General features: G+C 62.8%; 25 protein-coding genes. 15 read left to right on the top strand and 10 right to left on the bottom strand.

The features are described 5' to 3' along the window. The 3 genes from FSO04_RS32730 to motA all read right to left on the bottom strand — a co-directional run. A partial coding sequence (locus FSO04_RS32730; RefSeq protein ID WP_154565724.1) for a helix-turn-helix domain-containing protein occupies window positions 1–331 on the bottom strand: 331 nt, incomplete at its 3' end. Window positions 332–773: 442 nt separating this feature from the next. Continuing rightward, a complete protein-coding gene (motB, locus tag FSO04_RS32725) occupies window positions 774–1,763 on the bottom strand; it encodes a flagellar motor protein MotB (RefSeq protein ID WP_154565723.1) in 990 nt (329 codons plus the stop codon). A gap of 14 nt (window positions 1,764–1,777) precedes the next feature. Further along, complete coding sequence (motA, locus tag FSO04_RS32720) at window positions 1,778–2,647, bottom strand: flagellar motor stator protein MotA (RefSeq protein WP_154565722.1); 870 nt, start codon at window positions 2,645–2,647, stop codon at window positions 1,778–1,780. Between the two features lie 442 nt (window positions 2,648–3,089). Between motA and FSO04_RS32715 the strand changes: the two genes are divergently transcribed. Both FSO04_RS32715 and FSO04_RS32710 read left to right on the top strand, forming a co-directional pair. After that, window positions 3,090–4,103: a hypothetical protein gene (locus tag FSO04_RS32715; RefSeq protein ID WP_154565721.1), complete on the top strand. Its 1,014-nt coding sequence runs from the start codon at window positions 3,090–3,092 to the stop codon at window positions 4,101–4,103. Between the two features lie 74 nt (window positions 4,104–4,177). After that, a complete protein-coding gene (locus FSO04_RS32710) occupies window positions 4,178–5,590 on the top strand; it encodes a DUF2252 domain-containing protein (RefSeq protein WP_154565720.1) in 1,413 nt (470 codons plus the stop codon). Window positions 5,591–5,689: 99 nt separating this feature from the next. Here FSO04_RS32710 and FSO04_RS32705 read toward each other — a convergent pair whose 3' ends face one another. Beyond that, a complete protein-coding gene (locus FSO04_RS32705; RefSeq protein ID WP_154565719.1) occupies window positions 5,690–6,547 on the bottom strand; it encodes a polysaccharide deacetylase family protein in 858 nt (285 codons plus the stop codon). A gap of 84 nt (window positions 6,548–6,631) precedes the next feature. Here FSO04_RS32705 and FSO04_RS48380 point away from each other — a divergent pair, with 84 nt between their 5' ends. The 8 genes from FSO04_RS48380 (at window position 6,632) to FSO04_RS32670 (ending at window position 12,366) form a co-directional block, all read left to right on the top strand. Beyond that, window positions 6,632–6,763, top strand: coding sequence for a hypothetical protein (locus tag FSO04_RS48380; RefSeq protein ID WP_267905066.1), 132 nt, complete (start codon window positions 6,632–6,634; stop codon window positions 6,761–6,763). A 22-nt stretch (window positions 6,764–6,785) separates the two neighbouring features. Beyond that, complete coding sequence (locus FSO04_RS32700) at window positions 6,786–7,550, top strand: SDR family oxidoreductase (RefSeq protein WP_168435931.1); 765 nt, start codon at window positions 6,786–6,788, stop codon at window positions 7,548–7,550. A 74-nt stretch (window positions 7,551–7,624) separates the two neighbouring features. Then, the gene (locus tag FSO04_RS32695) at window positions 7,625–7,855 is read left to right on the top strand and encodes an oxidoreductase-like domain-containing protein (protein WP_168435930.1); all 231 of its coding nucleotides are present in this window, start codon (window positions 7,625–7,627) and stop codon (window positions 7,853–7,855) included. Between the two features lie 50 nt (window positions 7,856–7,905). Further along, on the top strand, window positions 7,906–8,775 hold the full coding sequence (locus tag FSO04_RS32690; protein WP_154565717.1) for an NAD-dependent protein deacetylase: 870 nt from the start codon (window positions 7,906–7,908) through the stop codon (window positions 8,773–8,775). 112 nt (window positions 8,776–8,887) lie between these two features. After that, window positions 8,888–9,493: a pyridoxamine 5'-phosphate oxidase family protein gene (locus FSO04_RS32685; RefSeq protein WP_154565716.1), complete on the top strand. Its 606-nt coding sequence runs from the start codon at window positions 8,888–8,890 to the stop codon at window positions 9,491–9,493. Window positions 9,494–9,505: 12 nt separating this feature from the next. Next, a complete protein-coding gene (locus FSO04_RS32680; protein WP_154565715.1) occupies window positions 9,506–10,156 on the top strand; it encodes a DUF938 domain-containing protein in 651 nt (216 codons plus the stop codon). Window positions 10,157–10,373: 217 nt separating this feature from the next. After that, window positions 10,374–11,783, top strand: coding sequence for an NADP-dependent phosphogluconate dehydrogenase (gndA, locus tag FSO04_RS32675; protein ID WP_154565714.1), 1,410 nt, complete (start codon window positions 10,374–10,376; stop codon window positions 11,781–11,783). A 265-nt stretch (window positions 11,784–12,048) separates the two neighbouring features. Continuing rightward, complete coding sequence (locus FSO04_RS32670; protein ID WP_154565713.1) at window positions 12,049–12,366, top strand: DUF4148 domain-containing protein; 318 nt, start codon at window positions 12,049–12,051, stop codon at window positions 12,364–12,366. Between the two features lie 139 nt (window positions 12,367–12,505). On the opposite strand, the gene FSO04_RS32665 is transcribed toward FSO04_RS32670, so the two are convergent. Beyond that, window positions 12,506–13,273, bottom strand: coding sequence for a DUF2968 domain-containing protein (locus FSO04_RS32665; protein WP_168435929.1), 768 nt, complete (start codon window positions 13,271–13,273; stop codon window positions 12,506–12,508). Window positions 13,274–13,440: 167 nt separating this feature from the next. Next, complete coding sequence (locus tag FSO04_RS32660; protein ID WP_054041885.1) at window positions 13,441–13,761, bottom strand: hypothetical protein; 321 nt, start codon at window positions 13,759–13,761, stop codon at window positions 13,441–13,443. A gap of 248 nt (window positions 13,762–14,009) precedes the next feature. Here FSO04_RS32660 and FSO04_RS32655 point away from each other — a divergent pair, with 248 nt between their 5' ends. The 3 genes from FSO04_RS32655 to ltaE all read left to right on the top strand — a co-directional run bounded on the left by FSO04_RS32655 (window position 14,010) and on the right by ltaE (window position 16,408). Beyond that, on the top strand, window positions 14,010–14,321 hold the full coding sequence (locus tag FSO04_RS32655; RefSeq protein WP_054041883.1) for a cupin domain-containing protein: 312 nt from the start codon (window positions 14,010–14,012) through the stop codon (window positions 14,319–14,321). A 146-nt stretch (window positions 14,322–14,467) separates the two neighbouring features. After that, a complete protein-coding gene (locus FSO04_RS32650; RefSeq protein ID WP_154565711.1) occupies window positions 14,468–15,232 on the top strand; it encodes a murein hydrolase activator EnvC family protein in 765 nt (254 codons plus the stop codon). Between the two features lie 168 nt (window positions 15,233–15,400). After that, entirely contained in the window at window positions 15,401–16,408 is a 1,008-nt protein-coding gene (gene ltaE, locus FSO04_RS32645; protein WP_154565710.1) for a low-specificity L-threonine aldolase, read from the top strand. 56 nt (window positions 16,409–16,464) lie between these two features. Here the strand turns inward: ltaE and FSO04_RS32640 are convergent, their stop codons facing one another. Next, window positions 16,465–17,832: an MFS transporter gene (locus FSO04_RS32640; RefSeq protein WP_174825327.1), complete on the bottom strand. Its 1,368-nt coding sequence runs from the start codon at window positions 17,830–17,832 to the stop codon at window positions 16,465–16,467. A 751-nt stretch (window positions 17,833–18,583) separates the two neighbouring features. On the opposite strand from FSO04_RS32640, the gene FSO04_RS32635 reads away from it, so the two are divergent. Next, window positions 18,584–21,037 (top strand): glycogen/starch/alpha-glucan phosphorylase, encoded by a 2,454-nt coding sequence (locus FSO04_RS32635; RefSeq protein WP_154565708.1) that lies wholly within the window; start codon window positions 18,584–18,586, stop codon window positions 21,035–21,037. Between the two features lie 87 nt (window positions 21,038–21,124). On the opposite strand, the gene FSO04_RS32630 is transcribed toward FSO04_RS32635, so the two are convergent. The 3 genes from FSO04_RS32630 to FSO04_RS32620 form a co-directional block, all read right to left on the bottom strand. After that, window positions 21,125–22,240 (bottom strand): hypothetical protein, encoded by a 1,116-nt coding sequence (locus FSO04_RS32630; protein WP_154565707.1) that lies wholly within the window; start codon window positions 22,238–22,240, stop codon window positions 21,125–21,127. 264 nt (window positions 22,241–22,504) lie between these two features. Beyond that, window positions 22,505–22,849 carry a hypothetical protein gene (locus FSO04_RS32625; protein WP_154565706.1) on the bottom strand — a complete coding sequence of 115 codons (345 nt, stop codon included), beginning with the start codon at window positions 22,847–22,849 and terminating at the stop codon, window positions 22,505–22,507. A gap of 153 nt (window positions 22,850–23,002) precedes the next feature. Then, window positions 23,003–23,392, bottom strand: coding sequence for a DUF6232 family protein (locus tag FSO04_RS32620; RefSeq protein WP_154565705.1), 390 nt, complete (start codon window positions 23,390–23,392; stop codon window positions 23,003–23,005). A gap of 430 nt (window positions 23,393–23,822) precedes the next feature. On the opposite strand from FSO04_RS32620, the gene FSO04_RS32615 reads away from it, so the two are divergent. Then, window positions 23,823–25,388: a multicopper oxidase domain-containing protein gene (locus FSO04_RS32615; RefSeq protein WP_154565704.1), complete on the top strand. Its 1,566-nt coding sequence runs from the start codon at window positions 23,823–23,825 to the stop codon at window positions 25,386–25,388. Window positions 25,389–25,390: the final 2 nt, after the last annotated feature.

Raw genomic sequence — 25,390 nt, 5'->3', positions numbered from 1 at the left:
GCAGGATGTCGGTCACGGTGCTGGCCTGTGGCACCGCCTCAAAGCCCAGATCCTGCAGGCGCCGGCGGATCTTGCGCCCGCCCCAGCGCGGATGGGCCTGGCGCAGCCGCACCACTTCCTGCTCCATCGCAGCGGGGGTCTTCGAGGGACTGCTGGCAGGGCGCCGGGATTGATCTGACAGCGCGTTCTCGCCGCGATTGAGCCATTTGTAGCCGGTCTGCCGGCTGATGTTAAAGCGCTGGCACAGCTCGGTCATCGTCAGCATGTTCTGACTGGCCAGATGAACAAATTCCTGTCGGAGGCTCATGGTGTCTCTTGCGTTCCAGGGCATGGTCGGGACCGGGCGTTTTAATACCCGGAAGTGTCAACCATGTCCCCGCACGTCTGTCAGCTATGTCTCCGGTCTATACACATGCCGCAAAGAAAAGTAGGCAAAAGAAAGCGGCTCAAACCACTCCTGCTAAGCGGGGCCCGTAGTTTACACAGGGTAGTGGTGCATCTGGAATCTGGGTTCGTGCACCTGCATACGCTAGTGACAAGGGTGTCATACTTCCGGCGGCGCTGCGCTCGCCGAAGAGTACTTCGAAAACCATTGGTCATCTGGAGCCTAGCTCCGTCGAGGTGCGATGGCGATGCAACCGCGTGATTTTTATCAGCGTCTCCGCCGGAAATTAATCCCCACGAATACCGCCATCAATGTCAAAAATCCGCCAAACAACAGGGCGGAATTGACGACAACGTGTCTGACGCCAAGCACGTCGACGTAAAAAATTCTACGGCGTGCTACGTGAAACACTGACCGGCTGCAAACGGTTCACTACCTCGGGTATAGCCGAGCTTGCGGGCGACGTTTCATCAATTGCCGTACGGCCGCCGTCGTGGAAGAACGCGAGTTCCGCAGCCTTATTCAGCACGAGAATACTGATCCGCCGATTGGTCGGTTCGTCGGCGACGTTGCTGTTCAGCGGCAATACATCGGCGAGTCCGCGCACCTGCAGCAGCTTCTCGCCGCGCATGCCGCCGGCGACCAACGCGCGGCGCGCGGCGTTGGCCCGGTCGGACGATAGTTCCCAGTTCGAGTAGCCCTCGGGCCCGGCCGTGTATGGCACCGCGTCGGTATGGCCGGCTATCGAAATGCGGTTCTCCACGTCGTTGAGCGCGGCGCCGATCTGCGTCAGGATCGTCACGGCGTAAGGCTGCAACTTCGAACTGCCGGACGGAAACATCGGACGATTCTGCGAATCGACAATCTCGATGCGCAGACCTTCGTTCGTGATCGAAATGCGGATCTGATCCTTGAATGCCCTCAACGCCGGGCTCTGCTCGATCAAGGCGGTGAGCCTCTCTTTCAACTGCTGAAGCCGTGCCGCGTCCGCTGGCGCCACGATCGGTGGGACCGTGGTCGGCGGCGTCGGTTCGGTCTGGCTCTTCTTGCCGTCGCCGGGCCGGGTGTCGGAAATGTCGCGCCCGCCGCCCTGGATGACGCTCGGACGTGCCGCTGCCGTGCCCTCGTTACCGCCGAGCAGGCTCGATAGCGGGGTGTTGAAATAGTCTTCGATGCCCTGCTTGTCGTACTTCGACGTCGAACCGAGCAGCCACATCAGCAGGAAGAATGCCATCATCGCGGTGACGAAGTCGGCATAGGCGATTTTCCATGCACCGGCGTGATGGGCGCCATGATCGTCGCTCTTTTTCGAGCGGCGCACGATCACGGGAGCGGGTGTTTCGACCTGTTGGGACGCGCGCGATCTTCTTTCACTCATGATGCCGCTCCGCGTCAGGCCGATTTCGGCATCTTGGTGGCGCGCACGGCGTCGTCCAGTTCCTGGAAGCTCGGACGGTCGGCGGTGAACAGCACCTTGCGCCCGAACTCGACGGCGATCGGTGGTGCATACCCGGAGAGCGAGGCGAGCAACACGGCCTTCACGCACTGATAGGGTTTGGCTTCGGCGCGGCCCTTGGCATTGAGCAGATCGGCGACCGGACCGATAAAGCCATAGGCGAGAAGAATGCCGAGGAAGGTGCCGACCAGTGCGCCGGCGATCATTTCGCCGAGCACGGCGGGCGGCGCACCGACCGAGCCCATCGTATGAACCACACCCATCACGGCGGCAACAATGCCGAATGCAGGTAAGCCGTCGGCCATTTTCTGGATCGCGTTGGCGGCGATCGACGCTTCCGCATGATGCGTGGCCAGTTCTTCGTCCATCAGGTCCTGCACTTCAAGCACGTTCACGTTGCCGCCGGACATCATGCGCAAATAGTCGACGATAAAGTCGAGCAGATGCCGGTCCTCCAGCACGTGCGAATACTTCTGGAACAGCACGCTTTCTTCGGGCGCGGCGACGTCGGCTTCGAGCGACATCATGCCTTCCTTGCGTGCCTTCTGAAGCAACTCGTAAAGCAGCGCGATCAGTTCAAGATATTTTTCCTTCGTATACCCACCGCTTTTGAAACACGAAGGAATCGCCTTGATCGTTTTCTTCAGCGTGGCGGTCGGATTGCTTACGACAAACGCGCCGATCGCCGCGCCAAAAATGCATAGCAATTCGAACGGTTGAACAAGCGCGGGAAGATGCCCGCCTACGCCGACAAAACTACCGATCACAGAAGCGATTACCACTACCCAGCCGATTGCGACAAACATGCTCTCTCCATTATCTTGCACGACGCACGTTCGGTGGAACAGGCCCTATTTCAAGGGCTTTTTCGAAGGCGCCACTAGTATTCTGTATGTACAGGTAAACGGCCAGAGTCGCGACGTCTGAAGTGTGCGCATCCGTGAAAATAAAAATATTCACCAATTGGTTAATCGGGTGAATCGACTTCCGGTAATTTTGTCCGTCGTGTTGCGACCAGTCGTTGTGGCCGCAACCAATAGGGGGGATTTGCGGACCGGATGATTGAGGATGTGGCTGCATGATCGGGTTATCCAAAACGCATGGTGTGGCATTTTTACCGGGCGGTCTGCTAGCATGGCAAACAGTTTGTAACGACAGCCGGTCCCGGCGCTCAAAGCGCGCCACGCGGCTTCTCGTCGGCTCACGAATGCCGGCAGCGACAGCGGCCCATCCGGAGATGCGAAAAGCATGTGGAATCTGAATTCTGCCGAGAACATCAAGCTGACGACCAAAGCGGCCTCCTGCATTGCCGGTCTCGGGCTTCTATTTGCGTCCAACGCGGCTCACGCCCAGGAGTTTTCCCTATTCGGCGGCGGCTCGCGCGCGGGCAGCACGAACACCTACACGTGGGCAATCGACTATCAGGAAGGGCTCGGGCAATACTTCGCCGCGAGCTTCACGTGGCTGAATGAAGGGCACATTCCCAATCATCATCGCGACGGCCAGATGATCCAGCTATGGGGCCGTATTCCCGTCGGGAGCCCGCAGTTCGTCCTGCAGGCGGGCGTCGGTCCATACCGTTACTTCGACACCACCACGGCCGTGCAAGGCGGGAGCTATTCGGACACTCACGGCTGGGGCGTCGTGTATAGCGTGCGCGCGGCGTACTACGCGTCGAGCCGGTGGATCACGCAACTGCAGTTGAATCGCGTGCATGTGCAGCGCGGGCCGGATGCGACCAGCGTGATGTTCGGCGTCGGCTATCAGCTCGATGCCCCGGGCACACCCGGTCCACGCGACTGGGCGAGCGGCAGTACGCAAAAGGTCACCAACAACGAGGTGGCGGTGTACCTCGGCGAAACCATCATCAATTCGACCAGCTCGCCGACTGCACTTGGCGGCGCGATCGAGTACCGTCGCGGCCTCGCGAAATACCTCGATGTGACGGTTGGCTATCTTCACGAGGGCAGCAGCAAGGTGGCGCGCCGCGACGGCTTGACCAGCCAACTGTGGGCGACGCGTGCCTTCCTCAACGATAAGGTATCGCTCGGGCTCGGCGTCGGCACCTACTATGCGATCAACGAAAACGAGAACAGCCTGACGCCAGGGCCGGGCGCCGGGAAGTTTTCGGGCCTCGTCACGATCGCCGGCTCCTATCGCCTGACCGATCACTGGAATGCGCGGATCGAATGGAATCGTGTCGTGACACGCTATGATCGCGACTCGGATGTGATTTTCGGCGGTGTGGGCTACCGTTGGTGATGGCTCACCGTGCCAGCAGAAACAGTCTTCTAGAACCGATAGTAAAGATTCACACAAAAAAACCGGAGAAGAGCATGAAAGCCAGCACCATCGCCGAACGGGAGGCCCGTGGCCGCGCCGCCCGTGAGCACTCGAAGCGTTCGAGCCATCGCGCGGTAGGCGAGTTGCATCGCAACCCGATCGAATTGCTCAAGCAAAGCAGCGAGGGGCGAGTCGAAAGGCTCGTGCCGCTGCGCTACGGGCGTATGTCGGTGTCGCCGTTCACCTTCTATCGCGGCACCGCGATCATTCAGGCACACGACCTGAGCCGTGTCCCCGACACCGGCCTCACCATGCCGATTTGCGGCGACGGCCATTTGATGAATTTCGGCGGCTTCGCGACACCGGAGCGTCAACTCGTGTTCGATCTGAACGACTTCGACGAAGTCGCCACAGGTCCCTTCGAATGGGACCTGAAACGTTTGACCGCAAGCCTCGTGGTCGCTGCACGTCATATGCGTTTGAGTCGTGGAGCAGCGGAGAATCTGGTGATGACCGCCGTCACCGAATACCGCGACCGCATGGCGCAATACGCGCAATGCGGCGCGCTCGAACTCTGGTACGACCGCATCACCTTCGACCGCATGGCGGAAACCGCGCTGACCCCCGAGCGCCGCCGTATCGTGCGGCGCGGCATGGAAAAGGCCGCGAGCCGCACCCACGAAAATCTGCTGGAGAAAATGGCCGAGCACGACGGCGACCACTGGACGATCCGCGATGCGCCGCCGGCGCTGTTCCACGTGCTAGGCGCGAACACGCTGTTCACACCCGAAGAAACCGAGGCATTCAAGGGCCACAACTGGCGCAAGATGCTCGAACGCATGTGGGGCGAGTACCTTAAGACGATGTCGCATGACCGGCGCGAGTTGCTCAGCCATTTCACCGTGCAGGACATCGTATTCAAAGTGGTGGGCGTCGGCAGCGTCGGCACGCGCTGCATGGTCGTGCTGAACGTGGATCACATGGGCAAGCCATTGTTCCTGCAGCTCAAGGAGGCGCGGCCGTCGGTGGTCGCCCAGTACTACAAGTCGCCTCCCGTCAAGCACGAGGGCGAACGCGTCGTGCAAGGGCAGCGCATGTTGCAGGCCGCGAGCGACATCTTTCTCGGCTGGGCGAACGGGCCGTTAGGGCGCCATTTCTACTTCCGGCAACTGCGCGACATGAAGCTGTCGGCGAACATCGAACTGTTCGACACCGACCTGCTGGAGGGGTACGCGAAACTCTGCGGCTGGATCATGGCGCGCGCGCATGCCAAGGCGAGTGGCGAGGCGATCGAAGTCAGCGCGTATATCGGCCGTAGCGACCAGTTTGCGGAGTCGCTCGCGGCTTATGCCGCCAGCTACGCTGACCAGGTGGAGCGTGATTACGACGTGTTCCTGAAGGCCTGCCGCAGCGGCGAGCTCGAGGCGCGCACGGACGAAGACATGGCGGCGGATTTCCGCGTGTAACAGTCAATCGCGCCTGAGCAGTGCTTGAGCCGCGTAAGCAATGTTTGCGTGGCTCGCCGCGTGCCGGTGGCCGAACCACGCGGAAAGATTGCTCACAGTTCAGTCGTCGATGCGTGCTTCACGCAGCGTAACGAAGCGCAGGTGCTGGCTGCGCGCCGCGTCGATTACGCGCGGCAGGACTGCGAGTATCAGCGGTTTGCCCTCGATGGTGAGCGCGGCATTGCCATCGTGCAGCAGCAGGATGTCGCGCGGCGCAAGGCCGCGGAGCAGCCGGTGCGCGACCACGTGGGGATCGCGCTCGCGCGTGTCGTAGCCGCGCCGCGTCCATGCCGCAAGTCGCAAATCGAGTTTGCGCAGCACGGGCTCGAGAAAGATGTTGCGCAACCCCGCCGGGGCGCGGAAGAACATCGGCCGCTCGCCGCTCAATGCCTCGAAGGTGCGCTGCGCCGCGCCGATCTCGCGGGTGAGCGCGCCCGGAAACGTGATCGAAAACGTGTGGACGTGAACCTGCGAATGGTTTTCCAGCGCATGGCCGCGTGCGACGATCTCGCGTGCGAGTTCCGGGTAGCGTTGCGCTTTCGCGCCGATACAGAAGAAGGTGGCGCGCACCTTGAAAGCGTCGAGCAGATCCAGCACTTGCGGGGTGACGACCGGGTCGGGGCCGTCGTCGATGGTCAGTGCGATCGCGTCTGCGTTGCGCGCGCCGGCGGGCAGGTGCGTCCAGTTCGGGCCAAGCAGCGAGGTGCGCGGCAAAAGGCCGGCTACCGTGAAAATAGCGTGATTCACGACGATCGCGGCGAGCCACCACGGCCATGCGGCGGGTGCCAGCAGCCAGCCCGCCAGTACGAATACGTGCCATGCGGCGGTGGCCGTGAGCATCGCGGGATAGCTGGTGCGCGGCCAGCGGCGCTGCGGCGGAGCCTCGTTGCGTTGCTGCGGCGTGAAAAGTTCGTTCATAAAGCGTGCTTCCTGTCTTCCTTCCTCCGTCCTGGGAAGGCCCTGAATCGCGCGCGTGACGCGCAACAGCCAACGATACCATTGATGCGCAATGCGACGCTGTTGCGGAAGGTAACGATAAGTAATGAAAGAATGCTGAAAGACGCCATGCTTCGCGACGGCTGCGCCGTTGCATTTGTGATGGGCGATCCGCTGTTGTATGGTGCTAAGGCCTAAGAAACGGAGCAGGGGAGGTGCTGTGACAGGAACGGGAGTCAAGAAAGTCGCGCTGGTGACGGGCGCGGGCAGCGGCATCGGCCGGGCCTGCGCGCTCAAGATGCTGGAACACGGTTATAGCGTCGTACTCGCCGGCCGTCGCCAGGCGCCGCTCGACGCTGTGGTCGAAGAAGCGCAGCAACTGGGCGGCGACGCGCTTGCAGTGGCCTGCGACGTGACGGATGCCGACAGCGTCGCCGCGCTGTTCGACACGATCCGCGCGCGGCGCGGCCGTCTCGACGTACTGTTCAACAACGCGGGCCGCAACGGCTCGCCGGTGGATATCGATGAGCTCGATGTCGACGAATGGCGCTCGGTGGTCGACACCAATCTCACGGGCGTGTTTCTTTGCACACGTGCCGCCTTCGGTCTGATGAAAACGCAGACGCCGCGGGGCGGCCGCATCATCAACAATGGCTCGATTTCCGCGCATGCGCCCCGGCCGAACAGCATCGCCTACACGGCGACCAAGCACGCGATTACCGGCATCACGAAAGCGGTTTCGCTCGACGGCCGCAAATACGACATCGTGTGCGGGCAGATCGACATCGGCAATGCGGCGACAGAAATGGCCGAGCGGATGGCGCGCGGCGTGCCGCAGGCGAACGGCGAAATCGCGGTCGAGCCGTTGATGGACGTGCAGCACGTCGCCGACGCGGTGCTGCATATGGCCGAATTGCCGTTGTCAGTGAATGTGCAGTTCATGACCATCATGGCAAGCAAGATGCCGTTCGTCGGGCGGGGCTGAGCGGGGCGCCGCACGCATCGCGGAAGATCAACTTATACTGGGCGCTTCCCGCCTTCTGGAAAAGGCGATTCGCCGTGCCCCGCGCCACACCCAAGGACGACCCTCAGCCGGTGCCGCCCGCGCAGCCCGACCTCGACGATTGTTGTCATAGTGGCTGCAATCCGTGTGTCTTCGATCTCTACGATGAAGCGCTCGAACGCTATCAGTCAGCGCTCGCCGAATGGCAAGCGCGGCAGGCGGCACTGAAGGTGCAAAAGGTACGAACGGTGCACGCACGGCCGAGCAAACCGCGTACGCGTCGCTAAACGGTGTTTCAGGTTTTACGCCAAGGCCGCAGCCATACCCCGTCCCCGTCATGACCGACCTTCAGTCCGCACCCCTCGAACCCTTCAACGAAACGCACACGCTGGACGACCTGCATACCTTCGTGCAGCGTTATCCGCGTCTGTTCGTGCTGACCGGCGCGGGCATCAGCACTGACTCCGGCATTCCAGGCTATCGCGACGACAACGGCGAGTGGAAACGTTCGCCGCCGATCACGCTGCAGGAATTTCTCGGCACCGCCGCGATGCGCCGGCGCTATTGGGCACGCAGCATGGTGGGCTGGCCGGTGGTGGCCGACGCGCAGCCGAATGCCGCGCATACCGCTCTCGCCCGGCTCGAGGCCGCGGGCCATGTGCCGACGCTCGTTACGCAGAACGTCGACGGTTTGCATCAGCGGGCGGGCAGCCGCGAGGTGATCGAACTGCATGGCGGTATCGACGGCGTGACGTGTCTGGACTGCGGCATGCAGCATTCACGCGCGTCGATCCAGCGCACGCTGGAAGCCGACAATCCCGCGTTGCTGAACGTCACTGCCGAAACCGCCGCCGACGGCGACGCGCATCTGGAGTGGCACGATCTCGACGCTTTTCGCATTCCGGCGTGCACGAACTGCGGCGGTTTATTGAAGCCCGCCGTGGTGTTCTTCGGTGAAAGCGTGCCGCGCGAGCGTGTCGAAGCGGCGTCGCATGCGCTCGACGCGGCGGACGCAGTGCTGGTGGTCGGCTCGTCGCTGATGGTCTATTCGGGCTACCGCTTCTGCGTGTGGGCGCAGAAGCAGGGCAAGCCGATCGTCGCGATCAATCTGGGGCGCACGCGCGCCGATCCGCTGCTGTCGCTGAAAATCGCCGCGCGCTGTGCCGACACGCTGACCGCGCTGGCGGGCCGTCTGGCACTGGATTGAGCGGACCGCCTGAGCCTCCCGATCAGCGCGCGGCCCGCATAAATCGTCGATAATCCCAATCCCACGCAGCGCCGCTCTCACGAAAAGCAACCGTCCCGCAAAAGGAACGCCGATGTTGACGACGATCGAACAGCTCGAAGCAATCTATGGTCAGCCCCACGAACGCGCGGTGAAGAAAGAGATTCCCTACGTCAACGAAGACTATCGCGCGTTCATCGAAGTCGCGCCCTTCGTCGTGCTCGCCACCGCCGGCCCGGAAGGCCTCGACTGTTCGCCGCGCGGCGACGCGCCGGGCTTCGTGCGGGTGATCGACGAACGCACGCTCGCGCTGCCGGACCGCATCGGCAACAATCGCGTCGACAGTCTGCGCAATATCATCGTTGAGCCGCATCTGGCGCTGCTGTTCATCATTCCGGGCGTCGGCGAAAGTTTGCGCGTGAACGGCCGCGGCCGCATTTCGAACGATCCGGAATTGCTGGACAGTTTCGCCGTCGAAGGTAAACTGCCGCGCACCGTGCTGCTGATCGACGTCGACGCGGTGTACTTTCATTGCTCGAAGGCGCTGGTGCGCTCGAAACTGTGGGATCCCGCGCGTCACGTCGAACGTTCGCGCCTGCCGAGTGCCGGCGAGATCCACCGGCGCATCAACGGCGCGAGTTTCGATGCCGCGACCTATGACCGTGAACTCGCCGAACGCGTGCGCACGGCCCTGTACTGAAACAACGTGAACATGACTGATTCCCATCCGGCGCTGCGGCAACACTCGCCGTCCGCCGAACGTAATCGCGAACCGATCCTTGCCGTATTGCGCGAAGTGCTGCCGGCCACCGGCCGCGTGCTGGAAATCGCGAGCGGCACGGGGCAGCATGCTATCTGCTTCGCCGGCGCATTGCCTGGGCTTGACTGGCAACCGAGCGATATCGATGCGGATGCGCGTGCGTCGATTGCCGCGTGGGTCGCGCATGCAGGGCTGGCGAACGTGCGCGCACCGCTCGCGCTCGATGTGCATCAGCCGGAGTGGGGCGCGCAAACGCTGGACAAGCTCGATCAGTTCGACGCCGTGGTCTGTATCAACATGATTCACATCTCGCCGTGGAGCGCGACAGAAGCGCTATTCGCCGGCGCGAGCCGCCGACTGGTCGACGGCGGTGTACTGTATCTGTACGGCCCTTACAAACTTGGTGGCGCGCAAACCTCGCCGAGCAACGATGCGTTCGATCAGCAATTGCGCAGCCGCGACCCCGCGTGGGGCGTGCGCGACATGGAAGCGGTGGTAGCGTTGGGCGCATCGGTCGGGCTCGTGTGCGACGAGCCGATCGCGATGCCGGCCAACAATTTCAGTCTGGTTTTCAGGAAACGCGTGGACGTGGCGCGGGTCTGACGGACGTTGCGTAGTGCGGTGCGTCATAAAGCGCATCACCGGGCGCCGCATAAAGTATCTCGTGAGGCCCGCATACAGTGGAAAGCCCACTCGTTGAGTATCAATGCGCGCCAGCGAGCGGCAAGCCGGCATTTCTTTTATCCTTTCACCCTCGACGTTCCGCCGACGTTCTTTCCGGCGCAGCGTCTCGACATTTTTTGGACTCTGGAGAATTCACATGGGCAAACAGGCAATCGGCGTGGTGGGGCTAGCGGTCATGGGCCGCAATCTGGCGCTCAACATCGAAAGCCGCGGCCACGCGGTCTCGGTGTACAACCGTAGCCGCGAGAAAACCGACGAACTCATCGCCGAATATCCGGACAAGAAGCTGGTGCCGGCCTTCACGCTGGAAGACTTCGTGGAGTCGCTGGAAAAACCGCGCCGCATTCTGCTGATGGTCAAGGCAGGCGAGCCGACCGACGCCACCATCGCGCAACTCAAGCCGCTGCTGGACAAGGGCGACATCCTGATCGACGGCGGCAATACGCATTTCACCGACACCATCCGCCGCAATCAGGAACTGGCGAAAGCCGGCCTGCATTTCATCGGCACGGGCGTGTCGGGCGGCGAAGAGGGCGCATTGAAAGGCCCGTCGATCATGCCGGGCGGCCAGCGCGACGCCTATGATCTCGTCGCGCCGATCCTCACCGAAATCGCCGCCAAGGCGCCGGACGGCGAGCCGTGCGTCGCGTACATGGGTCCGGACGGCGCGGGCCACTTCGTGAAAATGGTGCACAACGGCATCGAATACGGCGACATGCAATTGATCGCCGAGAGCTATGCGGTGCTCAAGCAGGTCGTCGGTCTGTCGAACGAGGAGCTGGCCAAGGTCTACACCGAATGGAACGAGGGCGAGCTCGACAGCTACCTGATCGAAATCACCTCGAAGATCTTCAAGAAGAAAGACGAAGAAACCGGCAAGGATCTGGTCGACGTGATCCTCGATCGCGCGGCGCAGAAGGGCACCGGCAAGTGGACCAGCCAGAACGCGCTCGACCTCGGTGCACCGCTGCCGCTGATTACGGAAGCCGTGTTCGCGCGTGTGTTGTCGTCGCTGAAAGTTCAGCGCGTGGCGGCGAGCAAGGTGCTGGAAGGGCCGGCAGCCAAGCCGCTCGACGCCGAGCGTGACGCGTTCATCGAATCGGTGCGGCGTGCGCTGTACTTCAGCAAGGTGATTTCGTACGCGCAAGGTTTCGCGCAACTGCGCGCGGCATCGGAAGAGTACAAGTGGGATCTGGACTACGGCGGAATCGCGAAGATTTTCCGCGCCGGCTGTATCATCCGCGCCCGCTTCCTGCAGAAGATCACCGACGCCTATACGAAAGACAAGGCAATCGCCAATCTGCTGCTCGATCCGTACTTCCGCGATATCGCGAAGAACTATCAGTCGGCGTTGCGCGAAGTTGTGATTGCCGCCATCAATGCGGGCGTGCCGGTGCCGGCATTCGCGTCGGCCGTCGCCTATTTCGACGCGTATCGGTCGGAACGCCTGCCGGCGAACCTGGTGCAGGCTCAACGCGATTTCTTCGGCGCGCATACGTTCGAGCGCATCGACAAGCCGGGCAGCTTCCACGCGAACTGGAGCTGATCGTTTGAATCGTGACCCGGCGCGCGCTTGCAGCAAGGCGCGCCGGGCCACGCTAGCGATTGAAATCGAGACGGGCAATTATTGCTGATAGCTATCGGACAGATAGCGTGGCAGCACGCCGGACCGTCTACTATTGCGAATTTTGGAATAGAGTTTCATCGTTTCAGGGGTTTCCCCTAGATGTCGACGCTCCTAAACTCCTATTTAAGCGCTACGGGACAACGAGCCCAAAGCGCATTAAATACAAGTTCTGGAGGTTTACATCATGAAGACTCTTATCTCTGCTGTCGTCGTCGCTGCCGCTCTGGTTGCTCCTGTTGCTTCGTTTGCTCAATCGAACCAGCCGCTTACTCGCGCTGAAGTGCGCGCCCAACTGGTGCAACTGGAAAAGGCCGGTTACAACCCGATCGGCGATCATGTCGACTACCCGGCTAACCTGCAGGCTGCGCAAGCCCGCGTCGATGCACAGAACGGCACCGCTCAAGCTGTGAACAGCGGCTACGGCGCACCGATCGCTGGTACCTCGCAAGCCGGCCGTCCGGTGACCGGCAACGACCGTAACTCGGTCTACTTCGGCAACTAATTCGCCAAAGTTGATGTGAACGCCGCCTGGCTGACAGGCGGCGGGTAATGAAAAAAACGCCGACCGGATTGCCGGGCGGCGTTTTGTCGTTTACGGCCAAGCCTATAGCCTGGCCGTCAGATCGATTTGAAGGCGCGCTTCAACGGTTCGGCAAATGCGGAATCCCTTCGTTGCTGGTCAGATTGAGCTGGTGAATCTGCCGATGCGCCTTGTTCAGATGCGCCTGCGCGGCGACGCGTTGCGCTTCCAGTTGCGACACCTCCTTGCGCACCTGATGCTGCCGGTTCGACACGGTCTGTTCCTGCGCGCCGCGCCGTTGCAGGTCCGTGCGCAGCCGTTCGGCCTGCGCCTCGGAGCGCGCGATCATGCGCGCAAGCTGTTCGTTTTGTGCCTCGAGTTGCGCGCGGCGTGTTTCGCCTTCCGAGAGCCGCGTCGCCTGTTCCTCGAAGTGATGGAAGGCGGCTTCCGCGGCTTCGAGGTCGGCGGCTTTGAGCGCGCGCCACAGCGAGCCGTCCTGATAAAGCGCGACGTAGTACGTCAGTTCCTTCGCGTGGAACAGCAGACTGACCGAATAGGCGAAGCTGCGGAACACGCGGAACGGTGTCAGCGCTTCTTCTTCGGCGAGCCATTCGATTTCGGCGGTGTCGGCCATCTGCACGCCGCGCGCGCTGACCTGCGAGGGCACCACCGGCACTGGCCGTAACGTCGTCACCGGCCGCGCCGGCTCGGCGGTTGGTGCGGCAGGTGCCCCAGCGGCAGCGACAGCGGACGCGACGCCGGCCGCCGCGGCCAGCGCCGCCTCCTCGCTGTCGTCGGGCGTTACGGGATCGGCGGCGTTCTCTCGAGCGACCTGCACGAGATGCGATGGGCCTGCCAGCACGCTGCGGCGATTCAGGAGACTTTTCACGGCGGTTCCTCCGGTTGACTCGCCCGAAACCTTCAGACGGCGTCGACAGTCATGCATGCCGGACAATCTGGCGGTTCGGGCGGTGAGCGAAAAGTGGCGGACCGGCGGCGCTATCGCTGAGCACCGGGGTGCGCGGCAGTGCAGATGCGTTTTCCGCGAGCGCGGCTTTAATGCAAGGTGCGATGCCGGCGGCCTATTTCATCGAACAGCGCGCGGCTGGGTTCGAGAGCAAGCAACCAGGATTCGTCGTAACCGCTGAGATTGTCGAGCGCCTCGCGCAGCCGTTCGATCGCCAGAGCCGGAATCTCGACGCTGGCTTCGACGCCGCTCGACAATCCCGCGATGCTGGCCAGTTGGACCAGTGCGTCGGCGGCTTCGGCGACGTCTGCCGCGAAAACCAGATGGGTGTTCAGCAACTCGACCAAACCGGGCGACGCCGCAACATCGTCGACGTTGAGTTGCACGGCCAGAAACGTGGCTTTGTTCATCCTCAACTCCTCGCAGGATCCAGGCGTTTGTGTACGGTGCGTTGCGGCAGCATGACTGAGTATAGGCGAGGGTTGAAAGGATTCAATAATCACACGAATGCCCTCGCGCGGCCGTGCGGCGGCGGTCGGGCCTGCCACAACACCTATAATGGGGGCCGTCGAAACGCGTGATCCTGCTGGGCCGGGCGGCTCGGTATGCGGCACGGATAACGCCTCGACAGCGACTGTTTCTCAACCCACTATTCACCATGAAGATCATTCGCAGCAAGAGCTTCACCGCGACGCGTCCGTGGGGCGCGCTCGATATCGCCAACATGGGCGGCATCACGACGCGCCTGCATTGGACCGATCAGCCATACAAGTGGCATGTCAACGACGGCGAGGAAGTGTTCGCCGTGCTCGACGGCCGCGTGGAGATGCGCTATCGCGAAGGCGGCGTCGAACAGTCGGCGATTCTGGAAACGGGCGATGTGTTCTACGCGTCGGTGGGCACCGAACATGTTGCACATCCGATCGGCGTGGCGCGCATTCTGGTGGTCGAGGCCGAGGGCAGTGTCTGACGGTTCCTTGGCCCATGCCGTGTCGAAATCGTCGCCAACGCGCACGGCGGCATAATGGATAGGCGCCGCGGCGCCCGTAGCGAGCGGCACGGCGAATGCTTGGGGCTGATTGAATCCGATTGAATCTAAGTGTCGAGGAAAATCACATGACAAGACAATGGCAATTCACGGCGGCCCGGTTGCTGATCTCGGCGACGCTCGGCGTGATGATCAGCGGTTGTACGTCGATGCCGTGGGAAAGCACGCCGTTCTATAGCAGCGCGCCGTCCCGCCCGACTACCCTCGGCACGGTCCCTGTGCCGGCCGGTTACTACCGCGCCAATCCGGGTGACACGCTGGCGGGCATCGCGTCGGCGTACGGTCGCAAGCCGCAGGAGATCGCGACATGGAACGGCCTCGCATCGAATGCGGCGATCAATCCGGGGCAGGTGCTGCGGGTGGCGCCGCCAATGGCGTCGGGTAGCGTGGTGACGCCGCCGGTCAACGTGGCCGGTCAGAATGGCGCTGCCGCCACGCCCGGTGCGGCTGGCGTCGCGCAGCAAGGCGTGCTGCTGTGGCCGTTGCGGGGTCCCGTGCTGAAAGCCTTTGCGCCGGGCAAGTCGAACGGTATCGTGATCGGCGGTCGCGCAGGCGATCCGGTCAAGGCCGCCGCGACCGGCCGGGTCGTTTACGCCGGCACGGGTATCGAGGCGTACGGTCCACTCATCATCATCAAGCACGACGACTCGCTGATTACCGCCTACGGGCAGAACAGCACGCTGCTGGTCAAGGAAGGCGACGCTGTCGCGCAAGGACAAACCATCGGCGAAGTCGGCGTGGATAGCCGGGGCGTGGCGTCGATCCAGTTCGAAGTCCGCCAGAACGGCCAGCCGGTCGACCCGCTTGCGTGGCTACCGAAGTCGGGTGGGTGAGCCCCGCTTACTAGCGCGGTTTTCAGCGCCGAGTTAATTAATTGAATACACTGTGTGGCTCAACAGCCGGAGTCGTGGCCGTTCATCGAAGCAGATGAAGCGGTGCGCGGGCCGGCGGTCACAGGCTGTCATGCATTGACACAAACAGGGACACACGAGGCTCTCACCATGATCGATTTGCGCAGCGACACCGTAACCCGTCCAACTCCTGCCATGCTCGCGGCGATGTCGGCCGCCGAAGTGGGCGACGACGTCTGGGGCGACGACCCAACCGTGCTGCGCCTGCAAGCAACGGTCGCGGAGCGCACCGGCAAGGAAGCCGGCCTGTTCTTCCCGAGCGGCACGCAAAGCAATCTGGCGGCGTTGATGGCGCATTGCGCGCGCGGCGACGAATACATCGTCGGCCAGTTGGCGCATACCTATAAGTACGAAGGCGGCGGCGCGGCGGTGCTCGGCAGCATCCAGCCGCAGCCGCTCGAGAATGCCGCCGACGGTTCGATCCCGCTCGAGAAGATCGCGGCCGCGATCAAGCCGATCGACAACCACTTCGCGCGCACGCGGCTGCTGGCGCTGGAAAACACCATCGGCGGCAAGGTGCTGCCGGCGGGTTACGTCGACGAGGCGGTGCAGTTGGCGCGCCGGCATGGCTTGTCGGCTCACCTCGACGGCGCGCGGGTCTACAACGCGGCGGTTGCATCGGGCAAGCCGGTTGCGGCGTTGTGCGAACGGTTCGATTCAGTCTCGATCTGTTTTTCGAAGGGCCTGGGCGCGCCGGTCGGCTCGGTTCTGGTGGGCAGCCAGGCGCTGATCGATGTGGCGCATCGCTGGCGCAAGGTGCTGGGCGGCGGGATGCGCCAGGCCGGCGTGCTGGCAGCCGCATGCCTGTATGCGCTGAATCACAACGTCGAGCGTCTCGCCGACGATCACGCGAACGCCGCGCATCTGGCGGCCGGTCTGGAATCGATCGACCAGGTCAAGGTGCAGTCGATCGCGACCAACATGGTGTTCGCGCATTTTCCGCAGCAGCATTGCGTACCGCTCGAAGCGTGGCTCAAGGAGCGCGGCATCCTCACGCAGATGCTCTACGCGTCGCGCTTCGTCACGCATAAGGATGTGTCGCGTGCGGATATCGATACGTTTATCGGCGCAGTGAAAGGGTATTTCGCCGCGCATTAATCGAAATGCCGGGAAGGAAAAAAGGGCGCACTGCCACAGCAGTGCGCCCTTTTTGTTTACTCCGCCGACGCTTTCGCGTGCACGCCCGCGCGATGCGACGGCGCGAACAGCCGCAGTCCGCTCGCAAGGCTCGCCGCGCCTGCAAAGAAGGCGCCGGCGCTGAGCGCGAGTGTGGGTCCATGCCGGCCGGCGATGCCGAAGCTCAGCGCGACCAGCGCTGCACCGGTGGTCTGCCCAAGCAGCCGGGCAGTCGCGACGATGCCGCTGGCGCCGCCGCTGCGCTCGGGCGGCGCGCTCGCCATCAATGCCTTCAGGTTAGGTGACTGGAAGAAGCCGAAGCCCGCGCCGCAAATCGCCATGCGGATGCCGATGTCGAGCACATGCGGATGCACCGGCAACAACGCCAGCGACGCCATCCCCGCCGACATCACCGCAAGGCCGATCGCGCCCAGCAGGCCCGGTGGATAGCGGTCGGACAGACTGCCCGCCAGCGGCGCGGCCAGTGCGACCACCACGGGCCACGGCGTCATCAGAAAGCCGGTCTCGACCTGGCTGCGATGCAACACGTCCTCGAAGTAGAAAGGCAGCGACACGAACGCCAGCCCTTGCGCGGCGAACGAGCACACCGCGGTCACCGCCGACAACGCAAACACCGGCCGCTTGAACAGATCGACCGGCAGCATCGGCGCGGGGTGACCGGCTTCACGGCGAATCAGCAACACACCGAACACCACGGCGATCGCGGCCGCGCTCAGCACCAGTTGCGTCGAGGCGCGCTGGGCCGCTTCGCCCAGCGCGAGGATCAGCGCGGCGAAGGTGATCACGTTGAGGAGCGCCGCAATCGGGTCGAAGTTGTGTTTGCCGCGCTCCGTGTGCGGCAGCGCGGGCCACGCGAAGGCCAGCGCCAGCAGGCCGAGCGGCACATTGACCGCGAACAGCCACGGCCATGCGGCAACGGACAGAATCAGCGACGCTACCGTCGGCCCGACCGCGAACGACACGCCGACGATCAACGCGTTAGTGCCGAGGCCGCGTCCGAGCCGATGCGGCGGATATAGATAGCGGATCAGCGCCGTATTGACGCTCATGATCGCGCTCGCGCCGAGCCCTTGCAGCACGCGCGCGGCGGCCAGCAGCGGCAGTGTCGAAGCGAGCGAGCAAGCCAGCGACGCCAGCGTGAACAGCGCAATGCCGCCGATATAAATCCTGCGATGCCCGACGATGTCGCCGAGTGCGGCAAGCGGCAGCAGTGTCGCGACCATCGCGAGCTGGTAGGCGTTGATGATCCACACCGACGCCGCGGGCGCCGCGTGCAGATCCGCGGCGATGGCGGGCAGGGCGGTGTTGGCGATCGCGGTGTCGAGCGTGGCGAGCGCGACTGCGAGCATGATCGCGGCCATCGCGCGGCGATTGGCGGCGCTCATCGGGCCGTCCGCTGGAAAGGTCTGGTCGAGCGTGGCGCCACGGGTGGCGCTGGGTTTGTCGGACAAGGCGTGGCTCGTCGGGTTATGCATGCCGCAGCGCCGGGTGCGTCGGAGGGACAGCGCGGCGGCGTGCAGGCGGCAGGGTTGCGAGGCATGAAGCGCGGGGCCCGAGTCCAGCGGTCAGAGCGGCGCGCGCGGCGAATGAAGTGATTGTTACAGAGACGTGGAAATCGTGCTGGGAGGCCGGCAGGGCGGGGCACTCGGTCGGACGTCCACAATGCAACTAACGGTCAAGCCCGCGCGGCGTCTTCGAATCGGCGTGGCCCAGCGTTGTCGCATATCGCCCGGCATAACAGTTCAGCAGACGAGGCGCTCCGATTTGACCACTTATCGAACCAGTCAACGCATTCATCGCCACGTCACACGTCGAAAAAGATAATCATGCTGCCTCTCCCATGCAGTCGGCTTTCATTGCTTGCCGTCGTTTGCCTGTTTTGCGGGCCGATGCACGCGCCCAGTGCCGCGCACAGACTGCCTCTGCACCGCGTGCGTGCGCGGAATGCGTGCGAATTGCGTGAAGCCCCGCATGTCGGCGGGCATGGCATGTGCATGAACACCCGCTCGCGCTCGCCGGTGTCCGCGCGCCGTAAAATGTCGTACTCTGTTTGTTAACCCGCCTGACCGACCCGCGCCTCCCGTCCGTCATCTATGCGGTTCGCGTATGTCGCGTCGTTATTTCCCGGAGGCTTCGATGACAGCCGTCGATCTGGATTTCGACCAGCTCAACAGTACCGTCGACGCGCTACGGCGCTCAATTTCCAATCGCATGATGTACGGCGTCGGCAAGGACGCCGTCACCGCTCATCCCCATGACTGGCTGCACGCCGCGGCGCTCGCCGTGCGCGACCGGCTGGTCGCGCGCTGGATGAAGACCACGCGCCTGCAGTACGAACAGGACGTCAAACGCGTCTACTACCTGTCGATGGAATTCCTGATCGGCCGCACGTTTACGAACGCGTTGCTGGCGCTCGGCATCCACGATCAGATGAAGGAAGCGCTCGCGGGTCTCGGCGTCGACATGGAGACGCTGGTCAATATCGAGCCGGACGCGGCCCTCGGCAACGGCGGCCTCGGGCGGCTCGCCGCCTGTTTTCTCGATTCGATGGCGACGCTCGGCATTCCGGGTTTCGGCTACGGCATCCGTTACGAATACGGCATGTTCCGTCAGGAGATCGTCGACGGCGAGCAGGTCGAAGCGCCGGACTACTGGCTGCGCGCGGGCAATCCGTGGGAGTTTCCGCGGCCCGAGATCAAGTACATGGTGCATTTCGGCGGGCGCACGGTGCAGCGCGGCGAGCATGTGGAGTGGATCGACACCGAGCATGTGAACGCAACCGCGTATGACACCGTCATTCCGGGCTACGCGACGGACGCGACCAATACGCTGCGCCTATGGTCGGCGCGCGCCACCGAAGAACTCGACCTCGGCGCGTTCAATCGTGGCGACTACCGCAACGCGGTCGATACGAAGAACATGTCGGAGAACGTCTCGCGCCTGCTGTATCCGGACGACTCGACACCGGCCGGCCGCGAACTGCGGCTGCGGCAGGAATACTTCTTCGTCTCGGCGACCATGCAGGATCTGATTCGCCGCTATCAGCGCACGCACAGTACGTTTGGTCGCTTTTCCGAAAAGGTGGCGGTGCATTTGAACGACACGCACCCGGTTCTGGCGATTCCGGAACTGATGCGTTTGCTGGTGGATGTTCATCATCAGCCGTGGGACAAGGCGTGGCATCACGTCACGAAGATCTTCTCGTACACGAACCACACCTTGATGCCCGAAGCGCTCGAAACGTGGGACGTCGAGATGCTTGCGCGTCTTTTGCCGCGGCATCTGGAGATCATCTTCGAGATCAACGCGGGCTTTCTCAAGCATGTCAGCGAGCAATCGGGACATGACGGCGAGATGATCCGCCGCATTTCGCTGGTCGACGAATATGGCCAGCGGCGTGTGCGGATGGCGTATCTGGCGATCGTCGCGAGTCACAAGGTGAACGGTGTATCGAAGCTGCATTCGCAACTGATGACGCGCGATATTTTCGCCGACTTTGCACGCATCTATCCGGACCGCTTCACTAACGTCACCAACGGCATCACGCCGCGGCGCTGGCTGGCGCAGGCGAGTCCGTCGCTGTCGTCGCTGATCGATCAGCAGATCGGCAAGCATTGGCGCAGCAATCTGTTCGAGCTGGAGCAACTGCGCAATCTGCGCAACGACAGCGCGTTCATCGACGCCTTTCATGAAGCGAAGCGGCAGAACAAACTGCGGCTCGTGCAGCGGCTTGCGCATCACACGAAACTGAACTTCGATCCCGATGCGTTGTTCGACCTTCAGGTCAAGCGCATTCACGAATACAAGCGGCAGTTGCTGAACGTGTTGCACGTGATCGTGCGCTACAACCAGATTCGCGCGAATCCGGAGCGCGATTGGGTACCGCGCGTGGTGATGTTCGCCGGCAAGGCTGCGTCCGCGTATCGCATGGCGAAGACGATCATCAAGCTGATTGGCGATGTCAGCGAGAAGGTCAATCACGATCCGTTGATCGGCGATCGTCTCAAGGTGGTGTTCGTGCCGAACTACGGCGTGAGCGTGGCCGAGTTGATCATTCCGGCGGCCGATCTGTCCGAGCAGATTTCAATGGCCGGCACCGAAGCGTCAGGCACCGGCAACATGAAGCTCGCGTTGAACGGTGCGTTGACGATCGGCACGATGGACGGCGCGAACATCGAGATCTGCGACGCAGTGGGACGAGAGAACATTTTCATCTTCGGCCATACCGCCGACGAAGTGGACAACCTGCGCGCCACCGGCTACCGGCCGCGGCAAGTGTACGAGGAGAATCCGGAACTGCGCATGGCGCTCGACCAGATTCGCACGGGTTACTTCTCACCGGATGATCCGCTGCGCTTTTCGGACATTTTCCACACGTTGGTGGATTGGGGCGATCACTATATGGTGCTCGCCGATTTCGCCGCGTTTGCGAAAGCGCAGGACGAAGTGGATGCGCGTTTCGTCGACAAGCGCGCGTGGACCGAGAGCGCGATCGAGAACGTCGCGGGCATGGGACAGTTTTCGTCGGACCGCACCATCGGCGAATATGCGCGCAATATCTGGCACGTGAATCCGCTCAGTATGGAGTGACGCGGGCGCGTTTGTGTATGGCGCTTGCTCAAATGAAAAAGGCCGTGCGAATTTTTTGCACGGCCTTTCTTTATTGATCGATGACTATCACGGGGCGAATCGCTCGCTCTCTTTCGCGGCATACAAACCGAACTGCCCGCGCGGGAAATCGAACAGCACGTCGATGTTCTGCATAGCCATCAAACCGACCACGATGCGGTTAGCGTCCGGCTTCGCCTTGACGATCGTGACTTGCGCCTTCTCGTAACGGTGCACCCACGCGCCGCTGCCGATGGCCGTCTCATAGTTGCCCTGATCGAGCACATTGCCGACATCGCCGTCACCGGTCCAGTTGGGCGCTTTGTCCATTTCGAGGCGGATCATGCCGGTGCTGCCGGTTGCGAACACCAGCGGCGCGCAGAAGGTCATCTTGTTGCCCACATTCACGCAGCCTCGCGGCCATTGCGCCGTGCCGTCTTTCGACATTGTCATCGGCACCATCGTGTAGTCCTTGGTAATGGTGCTCGAGGGGCTCAACACCATGTACGGCTTCGTGAAGTTCGAGTGCACCAGATAGCGTTGGCCGATGTTGCCGGGCAATGCGCGCAGCGGTTGCGTGTAGCTGTTGTCGTCGGGCTGCGCGGCGCCGACGCCGACGATGCCGGAAAACGCCCAGCCGAATTCACCGGTGTAGCCGTCCATCCCGGCGCACTTCCGCGCGTTTGGCAGGCAGCGTATGACATCCACCGCTTGCGCGGTGATCGGCGTTGGGGTGGTGCCGGCGAGGCTGAACGGCACCTTCACGGCCGAGCCGAGAATCTCCACACCGTTCGCGAACGACAACGACGTCACGCCGCCGGCGCTTGCATAGTTCGAACCCGGCAGTACCGACTTCAACACCCGCGTACCTTGCGTACCCGTGTCGAGCGCCATGTACACCGGCTTGCCGTCGAGCTGGACCGGCAGGCCGAGGCGTGCGTGGTCTTCGTCGGCACGCTCCACATGCAGTGGAATCAGCAGGCCGTCGTTGCCGCCGTTGATCAACGCGGCATTGGGGGCCGGCGGCGTGGGGGTGGGGAAGGTGACGGAGCAGCCGGTCAGTGCGGCGAGCGCGCCGGCTGCAACCAGTGCCGCTGCGGCTGAACGACGAAATTGAAGACGGAATTGAAAACGAAAATGAAGACCGACATGCCGGCGCGCGGCATCGAGAGACGACAGGAACATAGGATCACGCTTTGCAAAAAGGCGGGTCCCTGGCGGAGGCGATGCATCGTGAGCTGTGGGTTGGACTACTCGAACAGCACTGGCGGCAATCTCACTGGATTGCCGCGGCGTGGGCGGGGAAACCGGGACGCTTGCGGGGGCCTGCGGGAGGGAACACGCGATAACAGGAGCGGCGACTCTACACGGCCACCCGTGGGCAATTGCAAAGATGTGTAAAGGGTTGGGGGACGGCTAGCAAGTCGCCCGTGCAAGCATTGATCTATGTCAATAGTCGCGCGGACGGCGGATCACGGTGGCTTGCGCGCGGCCGAGCGTGGCGCGGTCGAGGGCGCTTGTCAGCAGGCTGATCACGTCGTCGAGGGTGCGCGAGGTGACTTCGACACGAAAGGTCACGCGCTCGTGTTGCTGGTCGACGGTCATGACGTAGAGGCGCAGATCGTCGCCGAGGGCGGTATGCAACGCGCGCCGTCCATGTGCCGACGAAGTGCCGGGCACGGTGACGTCGATAATCACAAGCGGAACGACGACATGCGTGCGGCGGGGAAGGCGTGATTCGCGCGGTGCGCGCGGGACGGAGACTTCGGACGTTGCAACGGACGTGAGCATCATGATTGCGCCGATTCGGCGAGGCGGCGCGCGTTGTTGACACCCAACCACTCTAGCGGCACGCGCCTCAACGACGCGCAAAAGCTGCCGCGTCGCGAATCAATTTTGTGTTAACGCGCGACGCCTGGCGTATGGCGTATAGCGGACGGCGACTGCTCAGGCCTTGGGCGCCGCAGTGACGGCCTGCGCCTCGTGCACGGCCGCGGCGACGCGCTCGACGAACTCGCGATCGGTGCTCATGAGTGCCTCACGCAGGCCATTCGCGGTCTGCACCATCAGACGATGCGTGATGTCCTGGGTCGCCCAGGTGAGCCAGCCGACCACGATCAGCATCGTGCCGCACACCACGCCGACCGGCGAGCGCAATATCCCGCCGACAATAACGCCCACGAGTCCGACGAGCGAGATCGCACGCGGCAGCGCTTTGTTCTTCTGCACGGTGACGACTTGCACGTCGACGATGTCGCGCAGCGGAAAGACCTGGCCGGCCGACGAGAGTGCGTTACGCGTGACCGACACGCCGCGATCGTTGAAAGGAGTTTCCATCGAGTCCAATGCAATCCGTAGCAAAGGGCGCAGCGTACCAGATCTGAGGTTGACTATTTCCGAAGCTCGTCTTCACACAGTTCGCCAAAGCTCGAACCGCTCGAAAGGTCGGTCTGTATTCAATCTTCCACCGAAAGCTAATCGAAAGAAATTGAATGGACCTGATGCACCCGCCAGGCATTGGCCGAGAACCCGGCCAGGTGCCAGACGCGATCGACGCACGGCGTTTTTCCTACTCCGGCCGGCCAATCCGAAGAACGTCACTGGGTTTGCCCTACTGCAAGTGTAGGGGGGTGACCCATCCCAGGCTCCGTCGCTCTTGTTCAGAATCCAGATACGGACTGATGTAACGACGTAACCAGCCCGCATTCGCAGTAGAGCATGACGTCCAGCGCGTATGGCGCTGGCTGACCCCTGGGACGGAGGTCATATGTTCAGTACCCGCGCTTATCACAGCAGTGTTGCCGCGCTGCTGTTCCTGCTATTTGCAGTTCCTTCGTTCGGCCAGTCGTTCCGGGTGCAATGCCCGCCGACCACGCCGGCGCATCCGACGGCGCTGCCGCCCGGTACGGGGGAGCCCGCCTACACCGGGCCGTCCTACACGGGACAGACCTCCACGTCGACCGGCGTCATCAACGGCGCGGTCAAGTGCCAGCAGATCTCGGGCGGTGATGGTTACGCCACGATGGCGAACGGCGTGCAGACCTACCTGTTCGCTTTCGGCCCGTTGTCCGGGCTTGCCGACATCAAGGCCGGTCTTCCCGGCACCGAGTTCGCCTCGGTGTTCAACGCCGTCGGCGACCCAAGGTCGGACCCGACCTACAACGGTGCGGTCGGCCTCGTGCCTGATCCGGAATCTGTGCCTCCGGGCCAGTTGACCGGCCACGTCGATCCGCGCCCCATCATGGATATCGGCGTGATGAACGGCAACGAGCCGGCGCCGACGATGGCGATCGACGAGGACGACGAGTTCTTCCTCACGCTGACGAACGTCGGGATGATCATGCGCCCCGACCTGTTCGAGCGGCACACGGTGCACTTCCACGGCTACCCGAACGCATCGTCGTTTTATGACGGCGTGCCGGACGCGTCGGTGGCGATCAACATCGGCGCGAGCTTTACGTACTACTATCTCGCGCCGGATGCAGGCACCTACTTCTGGCACTGCCACATCACACCGCCCGAACACTTGCAGATGGGCATGGTCGGCCAGATCTTCGTACGGCCTCGCCAGAACCGCGTTCCCGGCGGTGCGTCGCTGTATAGCTCGCTGCTGCTGCAGCAAAAGGATCTGCGTACGGCGTGTGGCAACGACATTCTGTGCACGACACCGCTGCCGCCGGCGAACGGCGTGGCCCACTTGAACAATAAGAGCGGTACGCCGACGCTGTACGCGTACAACGACGGCGACGGTTCGACCGCCTACGACGTCGAGTATCCGGTGCAGATACACGGCTTCGATCCGAACTTCCACTTCATCGGCATGACGTTCAATCCGGAGCCGTTCACCGACATGAAGGACAAGCTCTTCATGTTGAACGGACGCAGCTACCCGGACACCGTGAATCCGAACCCGCTGTCGACACAGGTCGCCGACGGCACACCGCACTTTTCGCAACCGCTGCCGACGCTGATCAACATTCCGGCGGGCGGCAGGGCGCTGCTGCGGATCTCGGATCTGGACGTCACTGAGTTTCAGACGCTGGCGTCGCTGGGCATTCCGATGCACGTAGTCGGTGTCAACGCCCGCTTGCTGCGCGACATGTCCGGCAACGACCTGACCTACAACACGAACTCGATCACGTTGGGGGGCGGCGAATCGATCGATGTGATCCTCGACGCCAGCGACACGACGAAATATAAGCCGGGTGCGATCTATTACCTGTACACGCCGAATCTCGATCACCTGGCCAACGACCAGGAGAACTTTGGCGGCTTGATGACCGAGGTCCACATTTGCAACGCAGTGGACCCGACCAAGAAGTCCTGCACCTAGGA

The sequence above is a fragment of the Paraburkholderia madseniana genome (assembly GCF_009690905.1).
GTDB lineage: Bacteria > Pseudomonadota > Gammaproteobacteria > Burkholderiales > Burkholderiaceae > Paraburkholderia > Paraburkholderia madseniana.
Note: the sequence above shows the minus strand (reverse complement) of the source record. Positions and strands in the feature narration are given on the sequence as shown.

Coding starts and splice junctions, on each gene's coding strand:
- ltaE (WP_154565710.1), top strand. CDS start 15,401: ATGATCGATTTGCGCAGCGACACCGTAACCCGTCCAACTCCTGCCATG.
- FSO04_RS32625 (WP_154565706.1), bottom strand. CDS start 22,849: ATGATGCTCACGTCCGTTGCAACGTCCGAAGTCTCCGTCCCGCGCGCA.
- FSO04_RS32680 (WP_154565715.1), top strand. CDS start 9,506: ATGACTGATTCCCATCCGGCGCTGCGGCAACACTCGCCGTCCGCCGAA.
- FSO04_RS32710 (WP_154565720.1), top strand. CDS start 4,178: ATGAAAGCCAGCACCATCGCCGAACGGGAGGCCCGTGGCCGCGCCGCC.
- FSO04_RS32635 (WP_154565708.1), top strand. CDS start 18,584: ATGACAGCCGTCGATCTGGATTTCGACCAGCTCAACAGTACCGTCGAC.
- FSO04_RS32655 (WP_054041883.1), top strand. CDS start 14,010: ATGAAGATCATTCGCAGCAAGAGCTTCACCGCGACGCGTCCGTGGGGC.
- FSO04_RS32705 (WP_154565719.1), bottom strand. CDS start 6,547: ATGAACGAACTTTTCACGCCGCAGCAACGCAACGAGGCTCCGCCGCAG.
- FSO04_RS32715 (WP_154565721.1), top strand. CDS start 3,090: ATGTGGAATCTGAATTCTGCCGAGAACATCAAGCTGACGACCAAAGCG.
- FSO04_RS32660 (WP_054041885.1), bottom strand. CDS start 13,761: ATGAACAAAGCCACGTTTCTGGCCGTGCAACTCAACGTCGACGATGTT.
- gndA (WP_154565714.1), top strand. CDS start 10,374: ATGGGCAAACAGGCAATCGGCGTGGTGGGGCTAGCGGTCATGGGCCGC.
- FSO04_RS48380 (WP_267905066.1), top strand. CDS start 6,632: ATGCGCAATGCGACGCTGTTGCGGAAGGTAACGATAAGTAATGAAAGA.
- FSO04_RS32685 (WP_154565716.1), top strand. CDS start 8,888: ATGTTGACGACGATCGAACAGCTCGAAGCAATCTATGGTCAGCCCCAC.
- FSO04_RS32640 (WP_174825327.1), bottom strand. CDS start 17,832: ATGAGCGCCGCCAATCGCCGCGCGATGGCCGCGATCATGCTCGCAGTC.
- FSO04_RS32620 (WP_154565705.1), bottom strand. CDS start 23,392: ATGGAAACTCCTTTCAACGATCGCGGCGTGTCGGTCACGCGTAACGCA.
- motA (WP_154565722.1), bottom strand. CDS start 2,647: ATGTTTGTCGCAATCGGCTGGGTAGTGGTAATCGCTTCTGTGATCGGT.
- FSO04_RS32670 (WP_154565713.1), top strand. CDS start 12,049: ATGAAGACTCTTATCTCTGCTGTCGTCGTCGCTGCCGCTCTGGTTGCT.
- FSO04_RS32630 (WP_154565707.1), bottom strand. CDS start 22,240: ATGTTCCTGTCGTCTCTCGATGCCGCGCGCCGGCATGTCGGTCTTCAT.
- FSO04_RS32690 (WP_154565717.1), top strand. CDS start 7,906: ATGACCGACCTTCAGTCCGCACCCCTCGAACCCTTCAACGAAACGCAC.
- motB (WP_154565723.1), bottom strand. CDS start 1,763: ATGAGTGAAAGAAGATCGCGCGCGTCCCAACAGGTCGAAACACCCGCT.
- FSO04_RS32650 (WP_154565711.1), top strand. CDS start 14,468: ATGACAAGACAATGGCAATTCACGGCGGCCCGGTTGCTGATCTCGGCG.
- FSO04_RS32615 (WP_154565704.1), top strand. CDS start 23,823: ATGTTCAGTACCCGCGCTTATCACAGCAGTGTTGCCGCGCTGCTGTTC.